Source organism: Streptomyces sp. NPDC059443 (assembly GCF_042750105.1).
GTDB lineage: Bacteria > Actinomycetota > Actinomycetes > Streptomycetales > Streptomycetaceae > Streptomyces.
In genome coordinates, this window is the sequence record NZ_JBHYVM010000035.1 from 1 (window position 1) to 20,469 (window position 20,469).

At 72.2% G+C, this 20,469-nt stretch carries 18 protein-coding genes; 12 read left to right on the forward strand and 6 right to left on the reverse strand.

Translation table 11 applies throughout. The annotated features are described in order from the left end of the window. The first annotated feature begins 422 nt into the window (after nt 1–422). Nucleotides 423–2,027, forward strand: coding sequence for an alpha/beta hydrolase (locus ACFXDJ_RS28240; RefSeq protein WP_384658666.1), 1,605 nt, complete (start codon nt 423–425; stop codon nt 2,025–2,027). A 51-nt stretch (nt 2,028–2,078) separates the two neighbouring features. Here the strand turns inward: ACFXDJ_RS28240 and ACFXDJ_RS28245 are convergent, their stop codons facing one another. Both ACFXDJ_RS28245 and ACFXDJ_RS28250 read right to left on the reverse strand, forming a co-directional pair. Beyond that, the gene (locus tag ACFXDJ_RS28245) at nt 2,079–3,257 is read right to left on the reverse strand and encodes a lipase family protein (RefSeq protein ID WP_384658668.1); all 1,179 of its coding nucleotides are present in this window, start codon (nt 3,255–3,257) and stop codon (nt 2,079–2,081) included. 84 nt (nt 3,258–3,341) lie between these two features. Next, the gene (locus ACFXDJ_RS28250) at nt 3,342–4,376 is read right to left on the reverse strand and encodes an AraC family transcriptional regulator (RefSeq protein WP_384658670.1); all 1,035 of its coding nucleotides are present in this window, start codon (nt 4,374–4,376) and stop codon (nt 3,342–3,344) included. 117 nt (nt 4,377–4,493) lie between these two features. Here ACFXDJ_RS28250 and ACFXDJ_RS28255 point away from each other — a divergent pair, with 117 nt between their 5' ends. Further along, complete coding sequence (locus ACFXDJ_RS28255) at nt 4,494–6,278, forward strand: AMP-dependent synthetase/ligase (protein WP_384658673.1); 1,785 nt, start codon at nt 4,494–4,496, stop codon at nt 6,276–6,278. On the opposite strand, the gene ACFXDJ_RS28260 is transcribed toward ACFXDJ_RS28255, so the two are convergent. Next, a complete protein-coding gene (locus ACFXDJ_RS28260; RefSeq protein ID WP_384658676.1) occupies nt 6,275–7,654 on the reverse strand; it encodes an MFS transporter in 1,380 nt (459 codons plus the stop codon). The two genes, ACFXDJ_RS28255 and ACFXDJ_RS28260, sit on opposite strands and share 4 nt — an antisense overlap. Nucleotides 7,655–7,755: 101 nt before the next feature. Here ACFXDJ_RS28260 and ACFXDJ_RS28265 point away from each other — a divergent pair, with 101 nt between their 5' ends. Next, a complete protein-coding gene (locus tag ACFXDJ_RS28265; RefSeq protein ID WP_384658679.1) occupies nt 7,756–8,283 on the forward strand; it encodes a winged helix-turn-helix transcriptional regulator in 528 nt (175 codons plus the stop codon). A gap of 46 nt (nt 8,284–8,329) precedes the next feature. Here ACFXDJ_RS28265 and ACFXDJ_RS28270 read toward each other — a convergent pair whose 3' ends face one another. Next, nucleotides 8,330–9,007 (reverse strand): TetR/AcrR family transcriptional regulator, encoded by a 678-nt coding sequence (locus tag ACFXDJ_RS28270; protein ID WP_384658682.1) that lies wholly within the window; start codon nt 9,005–9,007, stop codon nt 8,330–8,332. Between the two features lie 156 nt (nt 9,008–9,163). On the opposite strand from ACFXDJ_RS28270, the gene ACFXDJ_RS28275 reads away from it, so the two are divergent. The 3 genes from ACFXDJ_RS28275 to ACFXDJ_RS28285 all read left to right on the forward strand — a co-directional run bounded on the left by ACFXDJ_RS28275 (nt 9,164) and on the right by ACFXDJ_RS28285 (nt 11,992). Further along, on the forward strand, nt 9,164–9,952 hold the full coding sequence (locus tag ACFXDJ_RS28275) for an MBL fold metallo-hydrolase (RefSeq protein WP_384658685.1): 789 nt from the start codon (nt 9,164–9,166) through the stop codon (nt 9,950–9,952). A gap of 184 nt (nt 9,953–10,136) precedes the next feature. Beyond that, the gene (locus ACFXDJ_RS28280) at nt 10,137–11,297 is read left to right on the forward strand and encodes a polyprenyl synthetase family protein (protein ID WP_384658687.1); all 1,161 of its coding nucleotides are present in this window, start codon (nt 10,137–10,139) and stop codon (nt 11,295–11,297) included. Then, nucleotides 11,294–11,992 (forward strand): biliverdin-producing heme oxygenase, encoded by a 699-nt coding sequence (locus tag ACFXDJ_RS28285; protein WP_384658689.1) that lies wholly within the window; start codon nt 11,294–11,296, stop codon nt 11,990–11,992. The genes ACFXDJ_RS28280 and ACFXDJ_RS28285 overlap by 4 nt, the downstream gene beginning before the upstream one ends. On the opposite strand, the gene ACFXDJ_RS28290 is transcribed toward ACFXDJ_RS28285, so the two are convergent. Continuing rightward, a complete protein-coding gene (locus tag ACFXDJ_RS28290; protein ID WP_384658691.1) occupies nt 11,973–12,782 on the reverse strand; it encodes a thioredoxin domain-containing protein in 810 nt (269 codons plus the stop codon). The genes ACFXDJ_RS28285 and ACFXDJ_RS28290 overlap by 20 nt on opposite strands. A 300-nt stretch (nt 12,783–13,082) precedes the next feature. On the opposite strand from ACFXDJ_RS28290, the gene ACFXDJ_RS28295 reads away from it, so the two are divergent. Then, entirely contained in the window at nt 13,083–14,780 is a 1,698-nt protein-coding gene (locus ACFXDJ_RS28295; RefSeq protein ID WP_384850761.1) for a lytic transglycosylase domain-containing protein, read from the forward strand. A gap of 193 nt (nt 14,781–14,973) precedes the next feature. Here ACFXDJ_RS28295 and ACFXDJ_RS28300 read toward each other — a convergent pair whose 3' ends face one another. Continuing rightward, a complete protein-coding gene (locus tag ACFXDJ_RS28300; RefSeq protein WP_112451444.1) occupies nt 14,974–15,177 on the reverse strand; it encodes a cold-shock protein in 204 nt (67 codons plus the stop codon). A 237-nt stretch (nt 15,178–15,414) separates the two neighbouring features. Here ACFXDJ_RS28300 and ACFXDJ_RS28305 point away from each other — a divergent pair, with 237 nt between their 5' ends. From ACFXDJ_RS28305 to ACFXDJ_RS28325, 5 genes are all read left to right on the forward strand, one after another. Beyond that, on the forward strand, nt 15,415–16,278 hold the full coding sequence (locus ACFXDJ_RS28305; protein ID WP_384663809.1) for a menaquinone biosynthetic enzyme MqnA/MqnD family protein: 864 nt from the start codon (nt 15,415–15,417) through the stop codon (nt 16,276–16,278). A 181-nt stretch (nt 16,279–16,459) separates the two neighbouring features. Then, nucleotides 16,460–17,269: an MBL fold metallo-hydrolase gene (locus ACFXDJ_RS28310; protein WP_384663811.1), complete on the forward strand. Its 810-nt coding sequence runs from the start codon at nt 16,460–16,462 to the stop codon at nt 17,267–17,269. 308 nt (nt 17,270–17,577) lie between these two features. Continuing rightward, nucleotides 17,578–18,330 (forward strand): prepilin peptidase, encoded by a 753-nt coding sequence (locus ACFXDJ_RS28315; RefSeq protein WP_384663813.1) that lies wholly within the window; start codon nt 17,578–17,580, stop codon nt 18,328–18,330. Nucleotides 18,331–18,501: 171 nt separating this feature from the next. Beyond that, complete coding sequence (mqnC, locus tag ACFXDJ_RS28320) at nt 18,502–19,701, forward strand: cyclic dehypoxanthinyl futalosine synthase (protein WP_384663771.1); 1,200 nt, start codon at nt 18,502–18,504, stop codon at nt 19,699–19,701. A gap of 7 nt (nt 19,702–19,708) precedes the next feature. Further along, nucleotides 19,709–20,383, forward strand: a complete 675-nt coding sequence (locus ACFXDJ_RS28325) for a hypothetical protein (protein WP_384663770.1) — start codon at nt 19,709–19,711, stop codon at nt 20,381–20,383. The last annotated feature ends 86 nt before the right edge of the window (nt 20,384–20,469 follow it).

Below are 20,469 nucleotides of genomic sequence, written 5' to 3' on the forward strand. Positions count from 1 at the left end.
GTTGCCGGGGGCCAGCCCCCGGACCCCCGCGCCTCAAACGCCGGCGGGGCTGGATGTTGCGGGGCTGGATTGCCCCGCAGGGCAATTTCAGCCTCGCCGGCGTTTGAGGCGCGGGGTCTGGGGCGGAGCCCCAGGGGCTCGGGCGAAGCCCGGCCCCGGCGGGTCAGGGCGCAGCCCTGGGAACGGGCGAAGGGCGGGGAGGGGCAGGCCCCGCGCAGCGGAGGCTGTGGGGCCAGGGCCAGGGGCCCGGCGCCGGGGGTGCGAGGGTGCCCGGGGGCGGCTTCGGCGCCTGCGGGGTAGGGCGCCCGGCCGGGAGGCGCCCGCGCAGCCCGAAGTGGAGATCGCCGAGGTCAAGCAGCGGGGCGGCTAGGAGCCGCTTATGGTGAGCTGACTGGTTCGGGGGGTCGCCCGAGGAGGGTGCAGTGCACCGTTCCCGTTCCCGTTCCCGCTCCCGCCGGCGGATAGCCGCCGGCGGCTGCGCCGCCGTCCTGCTGCTCGGCGGCAGCCTCGCGGCAGGGCCGAGCCCGAGTTCGCCGAGCCCGTCGCAGAGCCCGGCTCCGAGTGTGAGCGCCGGCGCGAGCGCCCCTCGCATCCGCTGGGGCGACTGCCCCGAGAAGTCGGCCCCCGCGGAGATGCGCTGCGGCACCCTGAGCGTGCCCCTCGACCACGGAGCCCCCGGCAAGGGCACCGTCAAGCTGGCCCTCGCGAAGCTCCCCGCCACCGAAACCTCCTCGGGCCGCAAGCCGCTCGGCTCGCTGGTCATGAACTTCGGCGGACCCGGCGCCCCCGGCGTCTCTACCCTCGCCGCCTACCCCTACGCCTTCACGCAGCTCAACAAGAGCTACGACATCGTCGTCTTCGACCCCCGCGGCGTCGGCCTCAGCGAGCCCGTCAGCTGCGGCGGCTCCCCGAAAGCGGGGGACTCGGACGGCACCGGCTCCGCCGGGGACAGCGGGGCCGCCACCCTCGCCGCCCTGCGTGCCGAGGCCAAGCGCTGCGCCCGGTACTCCGGGCAGGTGCTCCCGTACGTCGGTACCGTCAGCGTGGCCCGCGACATGGACGTGATCCGCCAGGCCCTCGGTGAGAAGAAGCTCGACTACCTCGGCTTCTCCTACGGGACGCGCCTCGGCGCGGTCTACGCAGCCCTGTTCCCGCAGCACACCGGCCGGATGGTCCTCGACGGGGTCGACACGCTGAGCGAGCCGCTCGCCGAGCAGGCCCTGAGCTCGGCGGTCGGCCAGCAGCGGGCCCTGGACAACTTCCTCGCCTGGTGCGCGCGCCGCGAGGGCTGCGTCTACGGCACGAACTCCCGTACCGCCGAGGACAAGGTGGAGGCCCTCGTCACCCGACTCGACGCCGAGCCGCTCGTCGGCGAGGGCGGTGTCCGCTTCACCGGGCAGGACGTGGCCGAGGCCATCGGGACCGCCCTGTACTCGCAGGAGCTGTGGCCCCGGCTCGCGGACGCGCTCGCCCTCGTCGAGCGCAAGGGCGACCCGGTGGGCCTGATGCAGCTCGGCGGCCCGGCCGAAAAGCCCCCGCCGGACACCGGCGGCGGGGACAAGGCCGGCAAGGTGCCCGCCGACAACGCCGCGGCCGCGCTCGTAGCGGTGAGCTGCGCCGACGACCCGGACCGCAGCAACGACAAGGCGTCCCCGGCGGCGATCGAGCGGGAGATCGAGGCGCTGGACCCGGCGTTCGTCGCCGCCTCGCCGATCTTCGGGCCGCGCCAGCTGATGACGGTCCTGGCCTGCTACGGGCGTCCGGCCGGCACCGATTTCATCCGGAAGATCGACCACCCGGCCGGGATCCCGCGGATGCTGCTCGTCGGTACCCGCGGCGACCCGGCGACCCCGTACGAGTGGACGGAGGAGACGGCGAAGCTGCTGGGCAACGCCGTGGTCCTGGACTACAAGGGCGACGGGCACACCGGCTACGTGGCCTCGCCCTGCGTACGCGGCTACGTGGACCACTTCCTCATCGACGGCCGGCTGCCGTCCGGGACGCGGGCCTGCCCCGCCGGGGAGTAGCGAACCCCCGGCGGGGCGGAACCCCGTACTGCCGTGGCCGGTCGGGGCCGGTCAGCAGTTGGGGTGGGTCGAGCGGCCCGCGAACCGGTCCGCGAGCCAGTTACCGGCCTCCAGGGAGTGGGTGATCACGCCGCTGACGTGCTCGCCGACCCAGATGGTGTCGAATTCGACGTTCGCGCCCTTCGCGCACCAGTCGGAGCGCAGTTGGCGCCCGACGGCGTACGGGATGAGCTCGTCGCCGAGCGCGTGGTACTGGTACACGGGCGCGGCCGGAGCGGTCCGGCCGAGCTTGCTCTGGTTCAGGCGGGCCTGCCAGTCCGGCTGCGCGAGCGGGTCGCGGGTGGTCAGGTCGGAGATCCGCTTGAAGGAGCCGGCGATGGAGTCGATCGCGACGCAGCCGTCCTTCATGCCGTTGACCAGGGCCTTTCCGGCCGGGTTGAGGTAGGAGTCGAGGTTCAGCTCCGGGAAGGCGGCGTCCTGGCCGGCGGCGGCCATGAAGATGAGGCCGGAGCCGTAGGAGCCGTTGTTGAAGTCGGCCACCTTCAGCAGGTCGGCCGGGACACCGCCCGTCGCCGTGCCCTTGACCTGCAACTCCGGTGCGTACGAGCCTTGCAGCTCGGCGGCCCAGCTGCTGGCCTGGCCGCCTTGGGAGTAACCCATGATCCCGACCGGGGTGTTGGCCGCGAGCCCGGCCTCGGGGAGGCGGGTGGCCGCGCGGGCGGCGTCGAGCATGGCGTGGCCGGCGGACGGGCCGACGGTGTAGGTGTGCAGGCCGGGGGTGCCGAGGCCCTCGTAGTCGGTGACGACCACGGCCCAGCCGCGCAGGGTGAGCTGCTGGATGAGGTTGGCCTCCATGGCGGTGCCGTACGGGAGGTTGTTGCTCGGCGCGCAGGAGTCGCCCAGGCCGACGGTGCCGACGGCGTAGGTGATGAGGGGGCGCGGGCCGGTGCGGCCGTCCTGCGGGACGATGACGGTGCCGGAGACCACGTTCGGGGCGCCTTCGGCGGTGGTCGAGTGGTAGAGGATCTTCCAGGCCTTGGTGTTGGTGGGCTGGCCGGGCAGCGGATGGAACGCGGAGGGCGCGGTGCTCACGAGGTCGCCGGGGCGGGCGGTGGCCTCCTCGGCCCGGGCGGTGGTGGCGGGCACGGCGGCCGAGAGGGCCAGGGCGGCCACGGCGGCCAGGGCGGTGCGGGCGGTGCGAGCGGTCCGCGCGGAGTTTCGGATACGCATGGGGCGGCTCTCCCAAGGGGTCCGGTGGGGGTAGGTGAGGAGACCGTAGTGACCGACCGGTCAGAACGTCGCTGACCGCGCAGCTCACCTTTCCTGGCCCGGGCCCTCAACCGCCGCGATCCGGTACGCGCCCGGGGTCGTGCCCGTCCAGCGGCGGAAGGCCCGGTGGAAGGCCGTGTCCTCCGAGAAGCCCAGGCGGGCCGCGAGTTCCGCGATGGGTTCGCCGCTCTCCGCCAGGCCGGCGATCGCCGCGTCCCGCCGGACGTGGTCCTTCAGCTGCTGGAAGGAGGTCCCCTCCTGCTGGAGCCTGCGCCGCAGCGTCGCCGGCGACACCGCGAGGCGGCCCGCCACCTCCCCGAGCTCCGGCAGCCGCGGGGAGGTGCGCAGGGCCTGGGTGAGGGTCCGGCGGACCTGTTCCGCGACCGTGGTCCCGTACGCGGGCCGCGAGAGGAGGTCGAAGGGGGCCCGGCGCAGCATCGCGTCGAGGGCGGGCTCCTCGCGGACCAGCGGGGCGGTCAGCCAGTGCGCGTCGAAGGCGACGGCCGCGCCCGTGCGCTGCTCGCCGAAGCGGACCGGGCAGTCGAAGAGGAGCTCGTACTCCTCCTCGTGCGGCGGCGCCGGATACGCGAAGGAGGCGTACAGGAGGGGGATCCGCCGTCCGATCAGCCAGCTGCTCAGCCGGTGCCAGATGGCGAGCACGCACTCGGTGAGGAACCGCTCCTCGTCGCGCGCGAAGTCGTTCCGTACGGTGAACCGCGCCTGCCCGCCCTCGACTTCGAGCGCCAGCTCCGGCCCGCCCGGGAACAGCCCGTAGAAGGCGGCCGACCGCTCCACCGCCGCGCCGAGGTCGGGGCAGCCCAGCGCGGCGTAGCACATCATCGCGAAGGTCCCGGGGCGGCTGGGTACGGCCGACAGGCCCAGGAACTCGTCCTGCGTGGACCGGTACAGCGCCCGGAACAGCCGCGCGAACTGCGCGGGGGTCACGCGCGCCCGGTCGTCGCCGAGCAGCAGCGGCGGAATCTGGGCTTCCTGGAGCAGCGGCACGGTGTCGATGCCGCTGCGGCGCGCGCCCGCGAGCACGGCGCGCACGTGGTGCACGGTGATCGTCCGCCTCCCCATGGGGGTGACGGTAGCCGCATTGAGCGCTGCGGTCAGCGGGGGTGACGCTTCCGGTCATGCCGCATCCGCCCTCCCGGTGCCTAGCGTCATCGGTACGACCGAGGGGGAGGCGGGCCCATGAGCGACGCGATGAGCGACGCGACGGACGACGCGACGGACGAAGCCGTGCTGCGGCCACGGACACTGGCGGTGTTCACGGAGTGGACGGGCGAGCGGTACGCGGCCGAGACCGCGCTGCGCCACAAGGGCGCGGCGGGCGGCTGGTCCACCGTCTCCTACGGGGAACTGCGCGCCCGCGTACGGGAGTCCGGGCGCGCCCTGCTCGGCCTCGGGGTGGCCCCGGGCGACCGGGTCGCGGTGCTCGCGGAGACCCGCCCGGAGTGGACGTACACGCACTTCGGGGTCCTGGCGGCGGGGGCCGTCCTGGTGCCGGTGTACCCGACGGCGGGGGAGGAGGAGCTCGCCTGGGTGCTGTCGGACTCGGAGGCGGTGGTGGCCGTCTGCGACGACGCGGCGCAGGCGGCCCGGGTGGAGGCGCTGCGCGGCAAGCTGTCGAAGCTGCGCGCGGTGGTGGCCATGGACGGGCTTCGCTCCCTGCCCGGAGCCGCGCCGGAGGCCGAACTCCTCGCCCGCGCCGCCTCGGTGGTCCCCGGGGCCGACGCCTCGATCGTCTACACCTCGGGCACCACCGGCCTCCCGAAGGGCTGCCGCCTCACGCACGGCAACCTGGGCGCGATCCAGGACGCGACGCTCCCGCTGATCAAGGGCGGCCCGGGGGACTCCACGTACCTCTACCTCCCGCTCGCCCACCTGCTGGCGCAGCTGATCCAGTTCACCACCCTCCTGGAGGGCGGCGAGCTCTGCTACTTCGGCGGCCGGATCGAGGACGTCATAGGCGAGCTCGCCGAGGCCCGACCCACCCATCTCCCGTCCGTCCCGCGCCTGTTCGAGAAGCTCCACTCGGTGGTGCTCTCCCTCGCGGAGGCCCAGGAGGGCGGCGCGGACCGCTTCGCCGAGGCGGTCCGCCTCGGGCTCCTGGCGGCGGAGGGCCGGCTGCCGGACGGGTCCCGCGACGCCTACGAGGCGGCGGAGAAGTCCCTGTACTCCCTGGTCAGGGGTGCCTTCGGGGGCCGCCTGAAGTGGGCGCTGACGGGCGGGGCCCCGATCGCCCCGGCCACCCTCGACTTCCTACGGGCCTGCGGGATCGCGGTGTTCGAGGGCTACGGGATGACCGAGTCGGGCGGGGTCATCAGCCTCAACCACCCGGCCGGGATCCGCTACGGCTCGGTGGGCCGGCCGATCGCCGGGTGCGAGGTCCGCATCGCGGAGGACGGCGAGGTCCTGGCGCGCGGTCCGATGATCTTCCCGGGATACCACGCCAACCCGACCGCGACGGCGGAGGCGCTGGACGGGGGCGGCTGGCTGCACACGGGGGACCTGGGCGAGCTGGACCCCGACGGCTACCTGTCCATCACGGGCCGGAAGAAGGAGCTGATCATCACCTCGGCGGGCAAGAACATCACCCCCACCGAGCTGGAGTTCGCCGTCCAGCGCTCCCGCTACGTCTCCCGCGCGGTCATGATCGGCGACCGCCGCCCCCACCCGGTGGCCCTGATCACCCTGGACGCGGAGGAGATCGCCGCCTGGGCGGCGCGCGAGTCGATCGACCTGGACCCGGCTGCCGCGCCGGGCGACCACCCGGCGGTACGGGCCCTCGTGGAGGAGGCGGTCACCGCGGCCAACGCCACGGTGTCCCGCCCGGCCCGCGTCCGGGCCTTCCGCATCCTCCCGGAGGAGTTCACGGTCGACGCGGGCACCCTCACCCCGACCCTCAAACTCCGCCGCCGCGCGGTGGCGGAGCGGTACGCGCGAGAGATCGAGGAGCTGTACGGCAAGTCCTAGGCCGCTGCGGCCTCGGCCGTCTTGGCCACGGCCGGCCGCGGCTTGCGGGCGAGCGGGATCGTCGCGCACGCGGCGAGCAGGGAGGCCGCGGCGATCGCGTACCAGCCGTGCTGGAACGCGGCGACGACGTGTCCGGGGGCCGGGGTGCCCAGGAGGCCGACCAGGAGCGCGACGCCGAGGACCGCGCCGATCTGGCGGCCCATCGAGGTGATGGCCGAGCCGGTGGCGAAGCGGGCCGGCGGCAGGGCGGCCGCCGACACCCCGGTCAGGACCGGGAGCGTCATGCCGACGCCGAGGCCGGTCAGCAGCATGCCGGGCACGAGCGAAGCGGCGTAGGACGAGCCGGTGTCGAGCATCGCGGCCCACCACAGGACGCCGGCCGCGAACAGGACGGTTCCCGCCATCGCTATGCGGCCCGCACCGAACCTGGCGACGGCGGGGCCGATCCGCAGCGCGACCGGCGGCACCAGCAGGGGTCCCGGCGCGATGGCCAGTCCGGTGCGCAGGGCCGAGTAGCCCCACACGCCCTGGCACCACAGCACCGCGCCGAGCAGCATTCCGGCGAACGCGACGGTGAACAGCATCAGGGCGGCCGCGGCGGACGCGAACGCCGGGACCCGGAGCAGCGGCAGTTCGACGATCGGCACGGGGTGGCGGGCCGAGCGCAGGACGAACCAGACGCCGAGCAGCACGGCGCCGGCCAGGCCGCCGAGGGTGCCGGCGCTCGTCCAGCCCCAGTCGGGGGCCTTGACCAGGCTGAGCGCGAGCGTGGCGATCGAGCCGGTGAGGAGGGCGGCGCCGAACAGATCGGGCAGCGGGCTCTTCTCGGCCCCGGCGCGTCCGGGCGACGGCAGCGCCTTGAGACCGAGTGCGAACGTCACGATCCCCACCGGCACGTTGATGATGAACACCCAGTGCCATCCGGCCTGGACCAGCAGCCCGCCGGCCACCGGCCCGAGTCCGGCGGCTATCCCGCCGATCGACGCCCAGGCCCGCACCGCCCCGGCGCGCTTCTCGGGGGTCGTCGAGTCGAGCAGCAGCGCCAGCGACGTGGGCATCAGCAGCGCGGCGCCGGCGGCCTGTACGAGCCGCGCCGCGATCAGCGCCCCGACGTTGGGAGCCAGTGCGCAGCCGACCGAGGCGAGGGTGAACACCGCCAGTCCGGTCAGGAAGACCGGCTTGTGGCCGGAGCGGTCGGCGAGGCGGCCGGCGACCACGAGGAGCGCCGCGAAGACGATCGCGTAGCCGTTGAGGACCCAGGAGAGGGAGCCGAGGCCGCTGCCGCCGAACGAGCGGCCGATCTCGGGGAGGGCCACGTTGACGATGAAGAGGTCGAGGTTCGACATGAAGACCGCGGCGGCGACCGTCGCGAACACGGCCCGGGACGCTCTTGGTGGGTTTGATATTCCAACTGTCATGGACCGGAGGTTAGTCATGTGGGTTTGAAAACACAACGGACTAGGGGGAAGATGGAGACGTGACCCCGAACGCGAAGCAGGGCGAGAACCCGGTCCCGCACCCCGAAGTGCCCGGCCGGCCGTGCTCCGTGGCCGCCGCGCTGCAACTCGTCGGCGAACGCTGGGCCCTCCTCGCGGTCCGCGAGATCTTCTACGGCAACCGGCGCTTCGACCGGATCGTCCGCAACACCGGCGCCCCCCGTGACCGACTCGCCGCCAGGCTACGCGCGTTGGAGGAGGCGGGCGTGGTCGAGCGTCGCGCCTACAGCGAACGCCCGTTGCGCTTCGAGTACCACCTCACGGAAGCCGGCCGCGATCTCGCGCCGGTGATGCGCGCGCTGCTGGCCTGGGGCGACCGCTGGGCGGTGGACAGCCCGCCGGTCGCCTTCCGGCACTGCGGCGGACCCGGCTCCGGGGACCACGCCGAGCACGACCTCGATCTGATGTCCACGTGCCGGACCTGTGGTGAGGAGGTCCGGTCGGGAGGTTTCACGATCGACGTGCGGGTGCCCGGATGGGACCAGGCCGGGCCGGTCGAAGGCTCCTGAACCCGGGCCTTACGGGGCTTACGGGTCTTGCGGGGCTTACGAGGCCTTACGGGGCCTTCGGACGCAGTGCGCGGGCCAGGTCGGCCACGGCCGCCTCGTCCGCCGGGGCCGTTCCGGTGAGGGTGCCGACCAGGGCCTGGGCCAGGACGGTGGCGGCCGTGATGCGCGAGTCCTCCCGTTCGTCGCCGGTGACCTTGCCGATCACGGCGTCGCGCACCGACTGGGAGATGTCGAGGCTGCCGAACGGCTCGGGGAAGGACAGGGCCATCAGGCAGACGCCCACATTGGCCGAGAGGATCGACTGGCCGGCCAGCTCGGGGGCCGTGCGCAGCCGCCCGGCGTCGCGGCAGCGCTCCACGGCCGACAGGAGCAGGGCCTGTGCTTCCTTGATCCCCTGCGGTTTGACCTCTCCCGTGGGCGTGAACATCAGCCGGTAGAGGTGGGGGTTGCGGAGCGCGAAGGCGACATGGCTGTCCCAGGCCGTGCGCAGGTCCGCCACCGGGTCCTCGGTGAGCGGATTGCGCCGCTTGTTGGCGAGGAAGCGCTCGAAGCCGAGGTCCGCGACTGCCGTGAGCAGCCCCTCCTTGTCGCCGAACTGGCGGTAGATCTCCGGCATGCCGACCTTGGCCCGCTCGCAGATGACCCGGGTCGAGATCGCCAGCGCGTCCTTGGTCGCGAGCAGTTCCGCGGTGGCTTCCAGGATGCGCTCTCGTGCCGTCGACATGGGCCCATGGTAGCAGCGCTAACAGTTCTGGCCTGGGTGGATGGGGGTCGGTGGGCTGCGAGCGCAGGGGTTTGTGATCAATGCTTACGTGATGTGTTAGCGTTGAACACGTTCCCGGTTGTTCGTACGTCCGTAGCGAGAGAGCTGGTCATTCCCATGAGCCCGAACCGCTTCACCGTCACCCACATCGGCGGGCCGACCGCGATCCTGGAGATCGCCGGCCTGCGCATCCTGATCGACCCGGCCTTCGACCAGCCCGGGAAGTACCCGAGCGGCCTGGAGAAGACCCTGGCCCCCGCGCTCGGGACCGAGGGGATCGGCGCGATCGACGCCGTACTCCTCTCCCACGACCAGCACGACGACAACCTCGACGACGCCGGCCGCGAGCTGCTCAAGGAGGTGCCCGTCGTGCTCTCCACCCCCGGCGCGCGCCGGCGGCTCGGCGCGCACGTCACGGGCCTGGAGAGCTGGGAGTCCCGGGAGCTGAAGAGCGCCGGCGGCGCCGTCACGGTCACCGCCGTGCCCGCCCTGCACGGGCCCGACGGAGTGGACCGTGGCGAGGACGGGGAGGTCACCGGCTTCGTGATCAGCGGTACGGACGTCCCCACGACGTACGTCTCCGGAGACAACGCCTCGGTCAAGGTCGCCAAGGAGGCCGGCGACCGCATCAAGGCGGAGTTCGGCCCCATCGACACCGCCGTCCTCTTCGCCGGCGCCGCCCGCACCCCCGCGATCCTCGACAACGCCCCGCTCACCCTCACCTCCGAGGACGCGGCCCTGGTCGCGAAGGACCTCGACCCCCGCAAGGTGGTCCCGCTGCACACCGACAGCTGGAACATCTACTCCGAGGACATCGAGTCGCTGGTCAAGGCGTTCGAGGCGCAGGGCGTCGCGGGGAAGCTCGTAGACCTGACGCCGGCGGGGGAGGAGAAGAACCTGGGGTAGCAGGCGACGCGGGGGACACCGGAGGTGTCCTGAATCGCACTGTCCCTGCCCGGGATCCGGACGCAGGCTTGTGGCGCCGGGCGTTTACGATCACGCTGCCCTCTTCATGGCTGTTGAGGCTTTTGTTTGACGTTTGACGCGCGTGATGTTTGGAGTCGGAGGCGTAGTGACCGAGAAGGTGGATGTGTCAGAGGTCGAGGCGGTGGTGCGGGGGGATGCCGCGTTGCTCGAACACGATCTGGCCGAGTTCCTCGGGTCCCTCGCCACCGCGCGGCCGGGCGGGGAAGCGTCGGTGTACGAAGGCGCGTTGCGGCGCTCCCTGTACGGGCCGGTCTCGGACGCCGTCGGGTCCAAGGTGGGACAGGAGGCCCTGCCGCCAGCTGTGCCGCCCGCCGTCGGGGCGCCGGAGGGCGGCAGGGCGGCGCCGCTGCGGCCGTCGATGGTCTATTGGGCGTACCGCAACTACCGGGGATTCCCCGATGAGCTGGGCGGCGGCGAGGGCGCCCCGGCGGAGTCGGCGGAGCTTGCGGACCTGGCGGCGGTCCGCCGGGCCGCGGTGGCGGTGCGGATCCTGTTGAAGGCCGCCGTCGCGCTCGACGACATCCAGGACGGCAGCGGCGTCCGCTACGGCGAGGCCGCGCTCCACGTCACCCACGGCGTACCGCTCGCGCTCAACGCCGGCTCCTGGCTGATCACGGCCGCGCTCGGCCACGCGGCCGATCCGGCCGTCGTACGGAGCCTGGTGCGGGCGGTCGGCCTGGGTCTGACGGGGCAGGCCGTGGACATATCCGCGCGCTCGGCGGAGACCCGCGCCGAGCTGATGGCCGCGTCCCGTGAGGCGCGGGTGGAGTTCTGGGAGTCGACGGCCGCGCTCAAGACGGGGACGCTGTTCTGGATGCCGCTCGACGCGGCCGTGGCGGCCCTGGACGTCGTGGAGGACGAGCGGCGCACGCTGGACGGGGCCATGCGCAAACTCGGCCTGGCGAGCCAGCTGTTCAACGACCTGAGCGACATCGTGCCGGAGATCGGCGGGGCCAAAGCCCACGAGGACTTCGACGGACTGGGCAACCGGGTCTTCCTGGAACTCCTCGATTCCGCGCCCTCGGCGGAGCGCCAGTCGGACGGCGCTTGGCTGAAACCTTTCGTCCTCGGTCACCCGAAGCTGGAGGAGACGCTCCTCGAACTCGCCGCCGAAGCGGTCGAGCTCAAGCGGGCGGCGAAGGAGGCCGTGTACGGGGTCTGCCGCTCCGAGCGCAGCGCGGCGTACTTCGACGTGACGATCGAACGCAAGGGACACCTCATCGACCGGCTGTACCAGGCGATACGGAAGCGGAGCGGCGCGTGAGCGCCCCCAGCGCCCCCAGCGCCCCCAGCGCCGCGAGCGCTCCCAGCGCTCCCAGCGCTCCCACCCTGACCGAGCGCCTGCGGTCCAGTACCCGTGCCTGGCACGACCGCCTGGAGGCGACCGGGTTCGCGACGGCGATGATCGCCGGGACCCTCCCGCTCGACCGCTACGTGGGGCAGCTCGCCGCCTACCAGGTGGTGCTGGAGGTGCTCGAAGGCGAACTCTCGCGCGCCACCAGCCTGCCCGTCGGCTCGGTGTGGTCGGCGGATCTGGACAAACTCGCGCTCGTGGAGAGCGATGTGAAGTACTTCGCCGACGCTCCGGGAGCGGCGCGGGCGGCCGCCGAGGCCGAGGCGTTCGTACGGGAGATACGCGCCACCGCGGTGGCGGAATCCGAGGGGCTGCTCGGGATCCTGTACGTCATGGAAGGCTCCACGCTCGGCGGCCTGGTGCTGCGCCCGTACGTCGCCAAGGCCTACGGGCTCGACGCCACGGACGGCGTGGCCTACTACGGCAGCGGCGACCGCGGACGCTGGGCGGATTTCACCGCGCGCCTGAACGGCGTACTCACCGAACCCGGGCCCCAGGACCGCGTCCTGGCCGCCGCCCAGCGGGCCTACGAGCACATCGCCACGATCACCGAGGCCCTGTCCATGGATTTGTCCGTGGATCTGCCTACTTCAGATTCTCCGTGATCAGCTTGGTGAACGCCTCGGGGGTGATCGAGTCGATGCCGTTTCCGCTGTTCACGGTGAGCTTCTTGCCGTTGATGGACACGTCCGGGGTGCCCTGCATGTTCTGGTCGTAGAAGGCCTGGCCGACCTTCTCGACCCACGGCATGTACGTGAGTTCCTTGACGGCCCGGTTGAACGCCGGCGTACGCAGCCCCGGGACCTGGTCCGCGAGTTCCAGCAGGGTGGCCGTCGAGCCGAACTTGTCGTCGGATTCCTTTTCCGGGTGGTTCTTGTAGAGCACCTGGAGGTAATCCATGAACTTCTCGGGGCTCTCGTTCACCGCCGCGCCCAGGGCGTTGACCGCGCGCTTGGAGCCCTTGCCGCCACCGAGCGCCTTGTCCAGGAATGTGGCGAAGTGGTACTCGACGCGGTATGTGCCCGCGTCCGCCTGCTCCTTGATGGTCTTGCCGAGTCCGATTTCGACGCCCGCGCAGTAGGGGCAGCGGGGATCGAGCCAGACCGACAGGACGTTCTTCGCGTCGGCCTTGCCGTACGGGACGACTATGCCGTCCTTGCCGGTGGTGTTGGCCGGCTGGACGAACGGCTTGCCTGCAGCCTCGTCGCCGGAGCCCGAGGAGCCCGAGGAGTTCGCGGCGTAGAGGCCGATGCCGACCGCGAGGGCCAGTACGGCCACCAGCGAGCCGCCGATGAGCACGCGCCCGCGCAGCTTCGCGCGCCGGGCCTGTGCCTGGCGCTCTTCGTGCAGTCGCTCGCGGGCCTCGCGCCGCTGGTCCTTCTTGCTGGATGCCATCACACAAGAATAAAGACCGTAGAGCGGTCAAGTATGTGCCATTGGGGCGAATGGGGCAGGGACTTAAGTCCTTGGTTTATTACCGGACAGGACACCGGTGAAGACGAGACGAATGGTGGGCCACATCTCTCGGGGGAACGGCGAGTCGGGACCAAAGACCTGATAGACAGTTAACATCCACGGCCCGACCGGTCGTACGTGTAGTCGTACGCGCAGCTGGGCACGTAGCCCGATGCACAGCTGGGCGCGTATACGTTTTACGGCGGCCCGGACCGGTCGCCCTGGGGGGATTGCCGCACTGTGAAGCCACTTCACCGTCATCTCGTCAACACCTCGCGCAAGGTCATGTGCACGGCCGCCCTCGCGGCCAGCCTGACCACCGCCGCGGTCGTGACCAACACGCCCATCGCGGGCGCGGGCGAAGCCGAACCGACCCCCGACAGCCCCCAGGCCACCGATCGCGGTGACGCCCGGCTGGAGCTGCCGGACCTGGTCGCCGATCCGCCGCTGCCGCCCGGCGCGGCCAGCCCCGGAGGGGCGGTCAGCGGGATACCCGCGACCGCCCTCGACGCGTACAAGCGGGCCCAGGTATCGGTGGCCGCCGCGCTCCCCGGCTGCCACCTGCCCTGGCAACTGCTCGCCGGCATAGGCAGGGTCGAGTCCGTGCACGCCTCCGGGTACGGGCTCAAGATGGACGGGTACACCGAGAAGCCGATCCGCGGACCGCGCCTGGACGGCAACGGGTTCGCCGAGATCAAGGACACCGACAAGGGCGAGTGGGACGGCGACGCCGTGTACGACCGCGCGGTCGGCCCGCTGCAGTTCATCCCCTCCACCTGGGCAACGTGGGGCGCCGACGGCAACGGCGACGGCAAGCGCGACCCGAACAACATCTACGACGCCGCGCTCGGCGCGGGCCTCTACCTGTGCGCGGGAGGACGGAACCTCTCCGACACGGCGCAGCTCGACAAGGCGGTCCTCAGCTACAACAACTCGCGCGAGTACGTGAACACCGTGCTCGGGTACATGCGGCAGTACCAGGCCGGGGACGGCGCGGCCGGGGTTCCGAACCCGCCGGCAGGCAACTACCCGACCCCGAACCCGCCGGTACTGCCGACCCCGCCGACCCCGCCCGCGCCGAGGCCGAGGCCGACGCCGACTCCCACGCCGACTCCGACACCCACTCCTACGCCGACTCCCACGCCCACCCCGACCCCGACCCCGACGCCCACTCCGACCGCGCGCCTGGACAAGCTCGTGCCCGTCGGCGACACCGAGCTCACGGCGGAGGCGGGGACGGTGTTCGGTCAGGCCCCGCAGGTCAAGGCGGTGCTCAGCGACGGCAAGCCGGCCACCGACCAGATCGTCGTGCTGTCGATCGACGAGGACACCACCGCCGGGACGGTCTTCGCGGCCGACGGCAAGAACTTCGTGGTGCTCCACACCGACGCGGACGGCCTGGTGAAGATCCCGAGGCTGAAGGCGGGCGAGAAGGCGGGCACGTTCGTCCTGCGCGCGAGCGGCTACGACGCTTCGCGCGAGGTCACGGTGAAGTTCACGGGCACGGTCACCCCGGCGAAGCCGGTACCCCTCCCGGACGCGGACCTGCTGGTCCGTACCGGGGCGGACGCGGACAAGCCGGTCGTGGTGGTGACCGGGACCGGGATCAAGGGCGTCGAGTTCCTGGCGACGGCGAAGGACAAGCCGGTCGCCGGGGCGAAGGCCGTGGCCGGGTTCGGGACGGTGGACAAGGACGGGAAGTGGGTTCCGGCCGACCCGGCGACGGCGGGAGCGACCCCGTACTTCCTGGCCAAGGACGGCAAGAAGCTCACGGAGCTGGAACTGGCGGCGACGACCGAGGACGGCAAGATCGCCCTCCCGGAGCTCTCCACGACGGGCGTCACCCCGGGCAAGTACACCCTCCGCCTCCGCATCTCGGACAAGGTCTCCGTACTCGTGGACATCACCATCACCGCGGCTCCGGCCCCGAAGGCCTGACCCCGGGAGGGCCCGCCTACGGCAAAGCGCCCCCCGGCACCGTCCAACGGTGCCGGGGGGCGCTGCCGTAGGCCCGTCCGACGACCCGGCCAGGGCAAGGGCAAAGGCAGGAGCCCCGTCGACTCTGCTCGCGCAGAGAAGACAGGGCTCCTTGGGTACTGCATATCCAACCGCGATTGGTTGGCCCAGGCGACTAGGCCGGGGTGACGTTCTCCGCCTGCGGGCCCTTCGGACCCTGGGTGACGTCGAAGTTCACCAGCTGGTTCTCCTCAAGGGAGCGGAAGCCGGCGGCGTTGATCGCGGAGTAGTGGACGAAGACATCCGGGCCGCCGCCGTCCTGGGCGATGAAGCCGAAGCCCTTTTCAGCGTTGAACCACTTGACGGTTCCGGTAGCCATGAGCCCTCCTATGGGCCAAAGGGTCGCCCTGCTCCAGAACCTGCTAAGAAGTCTGAAAACTACAAAAGCCTGCGGGTCACATTCTCCGCAGGCCTCGTACTGCAAGGGAAACCAAACTGCAACTTGCGTCGAGCCTAGCACGCACCTCGGGGCCGAGACCAGAGGGAAAGATCACGTCACTCGGACGTTTGAGACCCGCCAGACGGCTGACGGAGACACGGGGGCTAGTCTCGCGATGTGGACGCCTATCGCAGCCGGCCCCGTGTCGGCCACATTCAGTTCCTGAACTGCCTGCCCCTCTACTGGGGGCTGGCCAGAACCGGCACGCTGCTGGACCTGGAGCTGACCAAGGACACCCCCGAGAAGCTGAGCGCGAGCCTCGTCCAGGGCGGCCTGGACATCGGCCCGATCACCCTCGTGGAGTTCCTCCGCAACGCGGACCAGCTCGTCGCCTTCCCCGACCTCGCGGTCGGCTGCGACGGCCCCGTCATGTCCTGCGTGATCGTCTCGCAGGTCCCCCTGGACCAGCTGGACGGCGCCCGCGTCGCCCTCGGCTCGACCTCCCGCACGTCCGTACGCCTCGCCCAGCTGCTGCTCGCCGAGCAGTACGGGGTGCGTCCCGACTACTACACCTGCCCCCCCGACCTGGGGCTGATGATGCAGGAGGCCGACGCGGCGGTGCTGATCGGCGACGCCGCGCTGCGCGCCTCGCTGCACGACGCGCCCCGGCTCGGGCTCGCCGTGCACGACCTCGGGCAGATGTGGAAGGAGTGGACCGGACTGCCGTTCGTCTTCGCCGTCTGGGCCGCTCGAAAGGACTACCTGGAGCGCGAGCCCAAGGTCGTCCGCAAGGTCCACGAGGCCTTCCTCGCCTCCCGCGACGTCTCCCTCGAAGAGGTGGCCAAGGTCGCCGAGCAGGCGGCCCGCTGGGAGGCCTTCGACGCGGAACTGCTGGAGCGGTACTTCACCACCCTCGACTTCCGCTTCGGCTCCGAGCAACTGGCCGGCGTACGTGAATTCGCGCGGCGGACGGGACCGACGACGGGGTATGCGCCGGATGTGGCGGTAGAGCTTCTGGCGACGGCCGACGTGGGGCATTAGCGCGGGTTATGGGTCGCGCGGGGTCCCGCCTTTTCCGCATACCGGAAAGGCGAATATCCGCTGTTTACCGGTAATGCGTTCCCATTTCACTTCCCGGCTTACGGGCGTGCGTGCGGGACCGGCCGGGGACACGATGGAAGAGGACCCGGGGGCCGCACAGGGGGGCCATCGGAGCTCCGCCATGACCACACGCAGAGTCGCCCCGGACATCACCGTCCTCGGGGACGCCCTCGAAGTGCCCGGGCTCGGATTCCTCCCGGTCAACGCCTTCGTCCTGCACGCCCGGGAACCCGTGGTCGTCGACACCGGCCTCGGCCTGCCCGACCGGGACTTCCTGACGACACTGGCCGAGGCCGTCGACCCCGCAGACGTGCGGTGGATCTGGCTGACGCACCCGGACCGGGACCACACCGGCGGGATCTTCGCCCTGCTGGAGGCCGCCCCGAGGGCCCGCGTGGTGACCACCTTCATCGGCGTGGGCGAGATGTCCGTGGAACGGCCGCTGCCGATGGACCGGATCTTCCTGCTCAACCCCGGCCAGACCCTGGACGTGGGCGACCGCTCCCTCACCGCCTTCCGGCCGCCCCTCTTCGACAACCCCGCGACCGTGGGCTTCTACGACGACCGCGCGCGGGCCTGCTTCAGCTCCGACTGCTTCGGCTCGCCCCTGCCGGACGGGGAGCTCGCGGCGGGCGGCGGGGACGCCGGGGCGGTCGGCCCCGAGGAGCTGCGGGCCGGTCAGCTGCTCTGGGCCTCGATCGACAGCCCCTGGGCGTGCGTCGCCGACCGGGAGAGGTTCCTCGCCACCGTGGCACCGATCAAGGAGATGGATCCCGAGATCGTGCTCTCCACCCACCTTCCGCCGGCCGCCGGGATCGGGCTCATCGCCCGGATGATCGACACCGTGGGCCTCGCCCCGGGGCTCGACCCCTTCGTGGGCCCGGACCAGCAGGCCCTGGAACAGATGCTCGCCGGCTTCCAGCCCGCCTGAGCCCCTGTCCCTGGCGGTGCCTTGCCCATGCCGTCGGCGGCGGCTGAGCCGGAACGCACCCTGCGGGGCGGAGTCCCCTACCCACCCTTCCACCGTTCCCCGGGCGCTGCCCGGACCCGATTGAGGCGCGAGGTCTGGGGCGGAGCCCCAGGGAACGGTGGAACTGGGGGTCCCCCCGGACGGAGTCTGGGGGATGGGTAGGGGACAGCCCCGCAGGGCCCACTGCCCCCGCGCCGGCCGGACGGCTCCTTGAGGGGGTCAGGTGACGCTGCTAGCGTGCGTCGCCAAGTCGTGGGGCGGGGGCTGACATGGGTATCACGGCGTTCGTGGCCGGGGTCGCGCTCTGGGGGGCGGTGGCCGGGGTGCTGCTGCCCCGGGTCGGCTACCGGCTCTCCGTCGAGGCGGGGCTGCCCTGGCGGTCGGCCTGTCCGGCCGGGCACCCGCTGGGCGGTCCGGGCCGTGGCTGGCTGGGGCGCGCCACGTGCCCGCGGTGCGCCGCCGCCTACGCGCCCGCGGCCGGGCCCGTGCTCGCCACGACGCTCGTCTGTCTGGCGCTCGGGGCCGGGGTCGGGGCGCGGCCCGAGCTGGTCGTCTGGCTGCTGCTCGCGCCGCTCACCGTGCTGCTCTGCCTCGTGGACCGGGCCGTGCACCGGCTCCCCGACGTGCTGACCCTCCCGCTCGCCGCCCTGACGGCCGCCGCCCTCGGCGTGGCCGCCCTGTTCCCCGGAGCCGGCGGCTCCTGGCCGCGCGCGCTGCTCGGCGGGCTCGTCCTCGGCGGCTGCTACCTCCTGCTCTTCCTCATCAACCCCCGCGGCATGGGCTTCGGCGACGTCAAACTCGCCCTCGCCGTCGGCCAGATCCTCGGCTGGTACGGATGGCCCGTGCTCTTCGCGGGCACCTTCGCCGCGTTCCTCGCGGGGGCGGTCCACGGACTCGCCCTGATCGCCCTGCGCCGCGCGGACCGCACCAGCCCGATCCCCTTCGGCCCCTTCATGGCGGGCGGGGCCCTCGCGGGAGTGGTGTACGCGGGCCTGGGACTCGGCGCCGGACTGGGACTCTGAGCCCGTTGCCCTGGCCGGGCGGGGGCAGGGCAGGGGGAGTCCGGCCCGGCCGGCCCGGACCTCGCCCCGCCTTCCGCCCCCCGCCCGGCCAGGGCAACGGCTGGCGTAGGCTGGATCGGTCCGGACCCTTGACACCGCCCCTGAGCCCGCCAGCCGAAAGGTGACGCCCCGGTGACCGACCAGGCCGATCTCCAGTCTGTCCTCGACCGCGCCGCCGCAGGGGGCCGGATCACCAAGGAAGAGGCACTCGACCTCTACCGCCACGCCCCGCTGCACGCGCTCGGCCAGGCCGCCGACGCCGCGCGGCGCCTGCGCTACGCCGGTACCGAGCACATCGCGACGTACATCATCGAGCGCAACATCAACTACACCAACGTGTGCGTGACGGCCTGCAAGTTCTGCGCCTTCTACGCGGCCCCCAAGGACACCGAAAAGGGCTGGTCCCGCGACCTCGAAGACATCCTGCGCCGCTGCGCGGAGACCGTCGAGCTGGGCGGCACGCAGATCATGTTCCAGGGCGGCCACCACCCGGACTACGGCGTCGAGTACTACGAGCACCACTTCTCCGCCATCAAGAAGGCCTACCCGCAGCTGGTCATCCACTCCCTCGGCGCGTCCGAGGTCGAGCACATGGCCCGTATTTCCGGCGTGAGCGCCGAAGAGGCCATCGCGCGCATCCACGCGGCCGGTCTGGACTCTTTCGCGGGCGCCGGCGCCGAACTGCTGCCGGAGCGGCCGCGCACGGCGATCGCCCCGCTCAAGGAGTCCGGCGAGCGCTGGCTGGAGATCATGGAGATCGCCCACAAGCTGGGCGTGGAGTCCACCTCCACCATGCTGATGGGCACCGGCGAGACCAACGCCGAGCGCATCGAGCACATCGCGATGATCCGGGACACGCAGGACCGTACGGGCGGCTTCCGCGCCTTCATCCCGTACACCTACCAGCCCGAGAACAACAAGCTCAAGGGCCGCACCCAGGCGACCGTGTTCGAGTACCTGCGCATGATCGCCGTCGCGCGGCTCTTCCTCGACAACATCGCCCACATCCAGGGCTCCTGGCTCACCGTCGGCAAGGAGGCGGGTCAGCTCTCCCTGCACTACGGGGCCGACGACCTCGGCTCGATCATGCTGGAGGAGAACGTCGTCTCCTCGGCCGGTGCCAAGCACCGCTCCAACCGCATGGAGATCATCGACCTGATCCGCAAGGCGGGCCGCGTCCCGGCGCAGCGCGCGACGACGTACGAGCACCTCCTGGTCCACGAGGACCCGGCGAACGACCCGGTCGACGACCGCGTCGTCTCGCACATCTCCTCCACCGCGATCGAGGGCGGCACGGCCCATCCCGAGCTGAAGCTCATCTCCACGAACTGACGCGCCCGTGCTCACGATTCACACCGCCGAACTCCTCGTCACCGGAACCGCCGGACCTGCCGGACCTGCCGGACCTGCCGGAACCGCGCCGCTGCCCCGCGGCGCGGTCCTGGTCGAGGGGGACCGGATCGCCGCCGTGGGCCCGTACGAGGAGCTCGCCGCGGCCTACCCGCACGCGCGGGCCCGCAGCTGGCCCGGGGTACTGACCCCCGGGCTGCTGGTGCGCGGCGGCGACGAGCTGCTTGAGCGGACGTACTACCCGGACGACCCGTACGAGATCACCGAGCTCGGCACCGAACCGATCAGCGGCCCCGAGGCGCTGGACGGCCTGAAGATGACCGAACCCCGCTGGGGCAACAGCGCCCGGCGCGGCACCCAGAAGCTCCTCGCGCGCGGGGTGGTGGCCGTGACCGGCCGCTTCGCGATCCCGGCGGTGCGCACGGCGGTGGTCCGCTCCGGACTCGCCGTCCTCCCGCCCGCCCCCTACGAGGGCCCGGCCTCCCTGAACCCGTTCACCAGACGGGACACGCCCGAGGAGGCCTTCCACGGGGTCCTGGAGCCGGGAGCCCCGGCCCGGTTCGCGGTCTTCGCCGTGTCCGGCCCGGCGGAACTGCTGGAGCGGGGCCCGACCACCTGCGTGGCCACGGTCATCGGCGGCCGGCTGCTGCACCGCCGCCGCTGAGGGCGCCGCCGAGGGCCCTGCCGCCGAGCGAGGGCCGGGGGCGGCCTGAGAGGATGGAGCCGCATCCGCCGATCCGCACCCGAGGG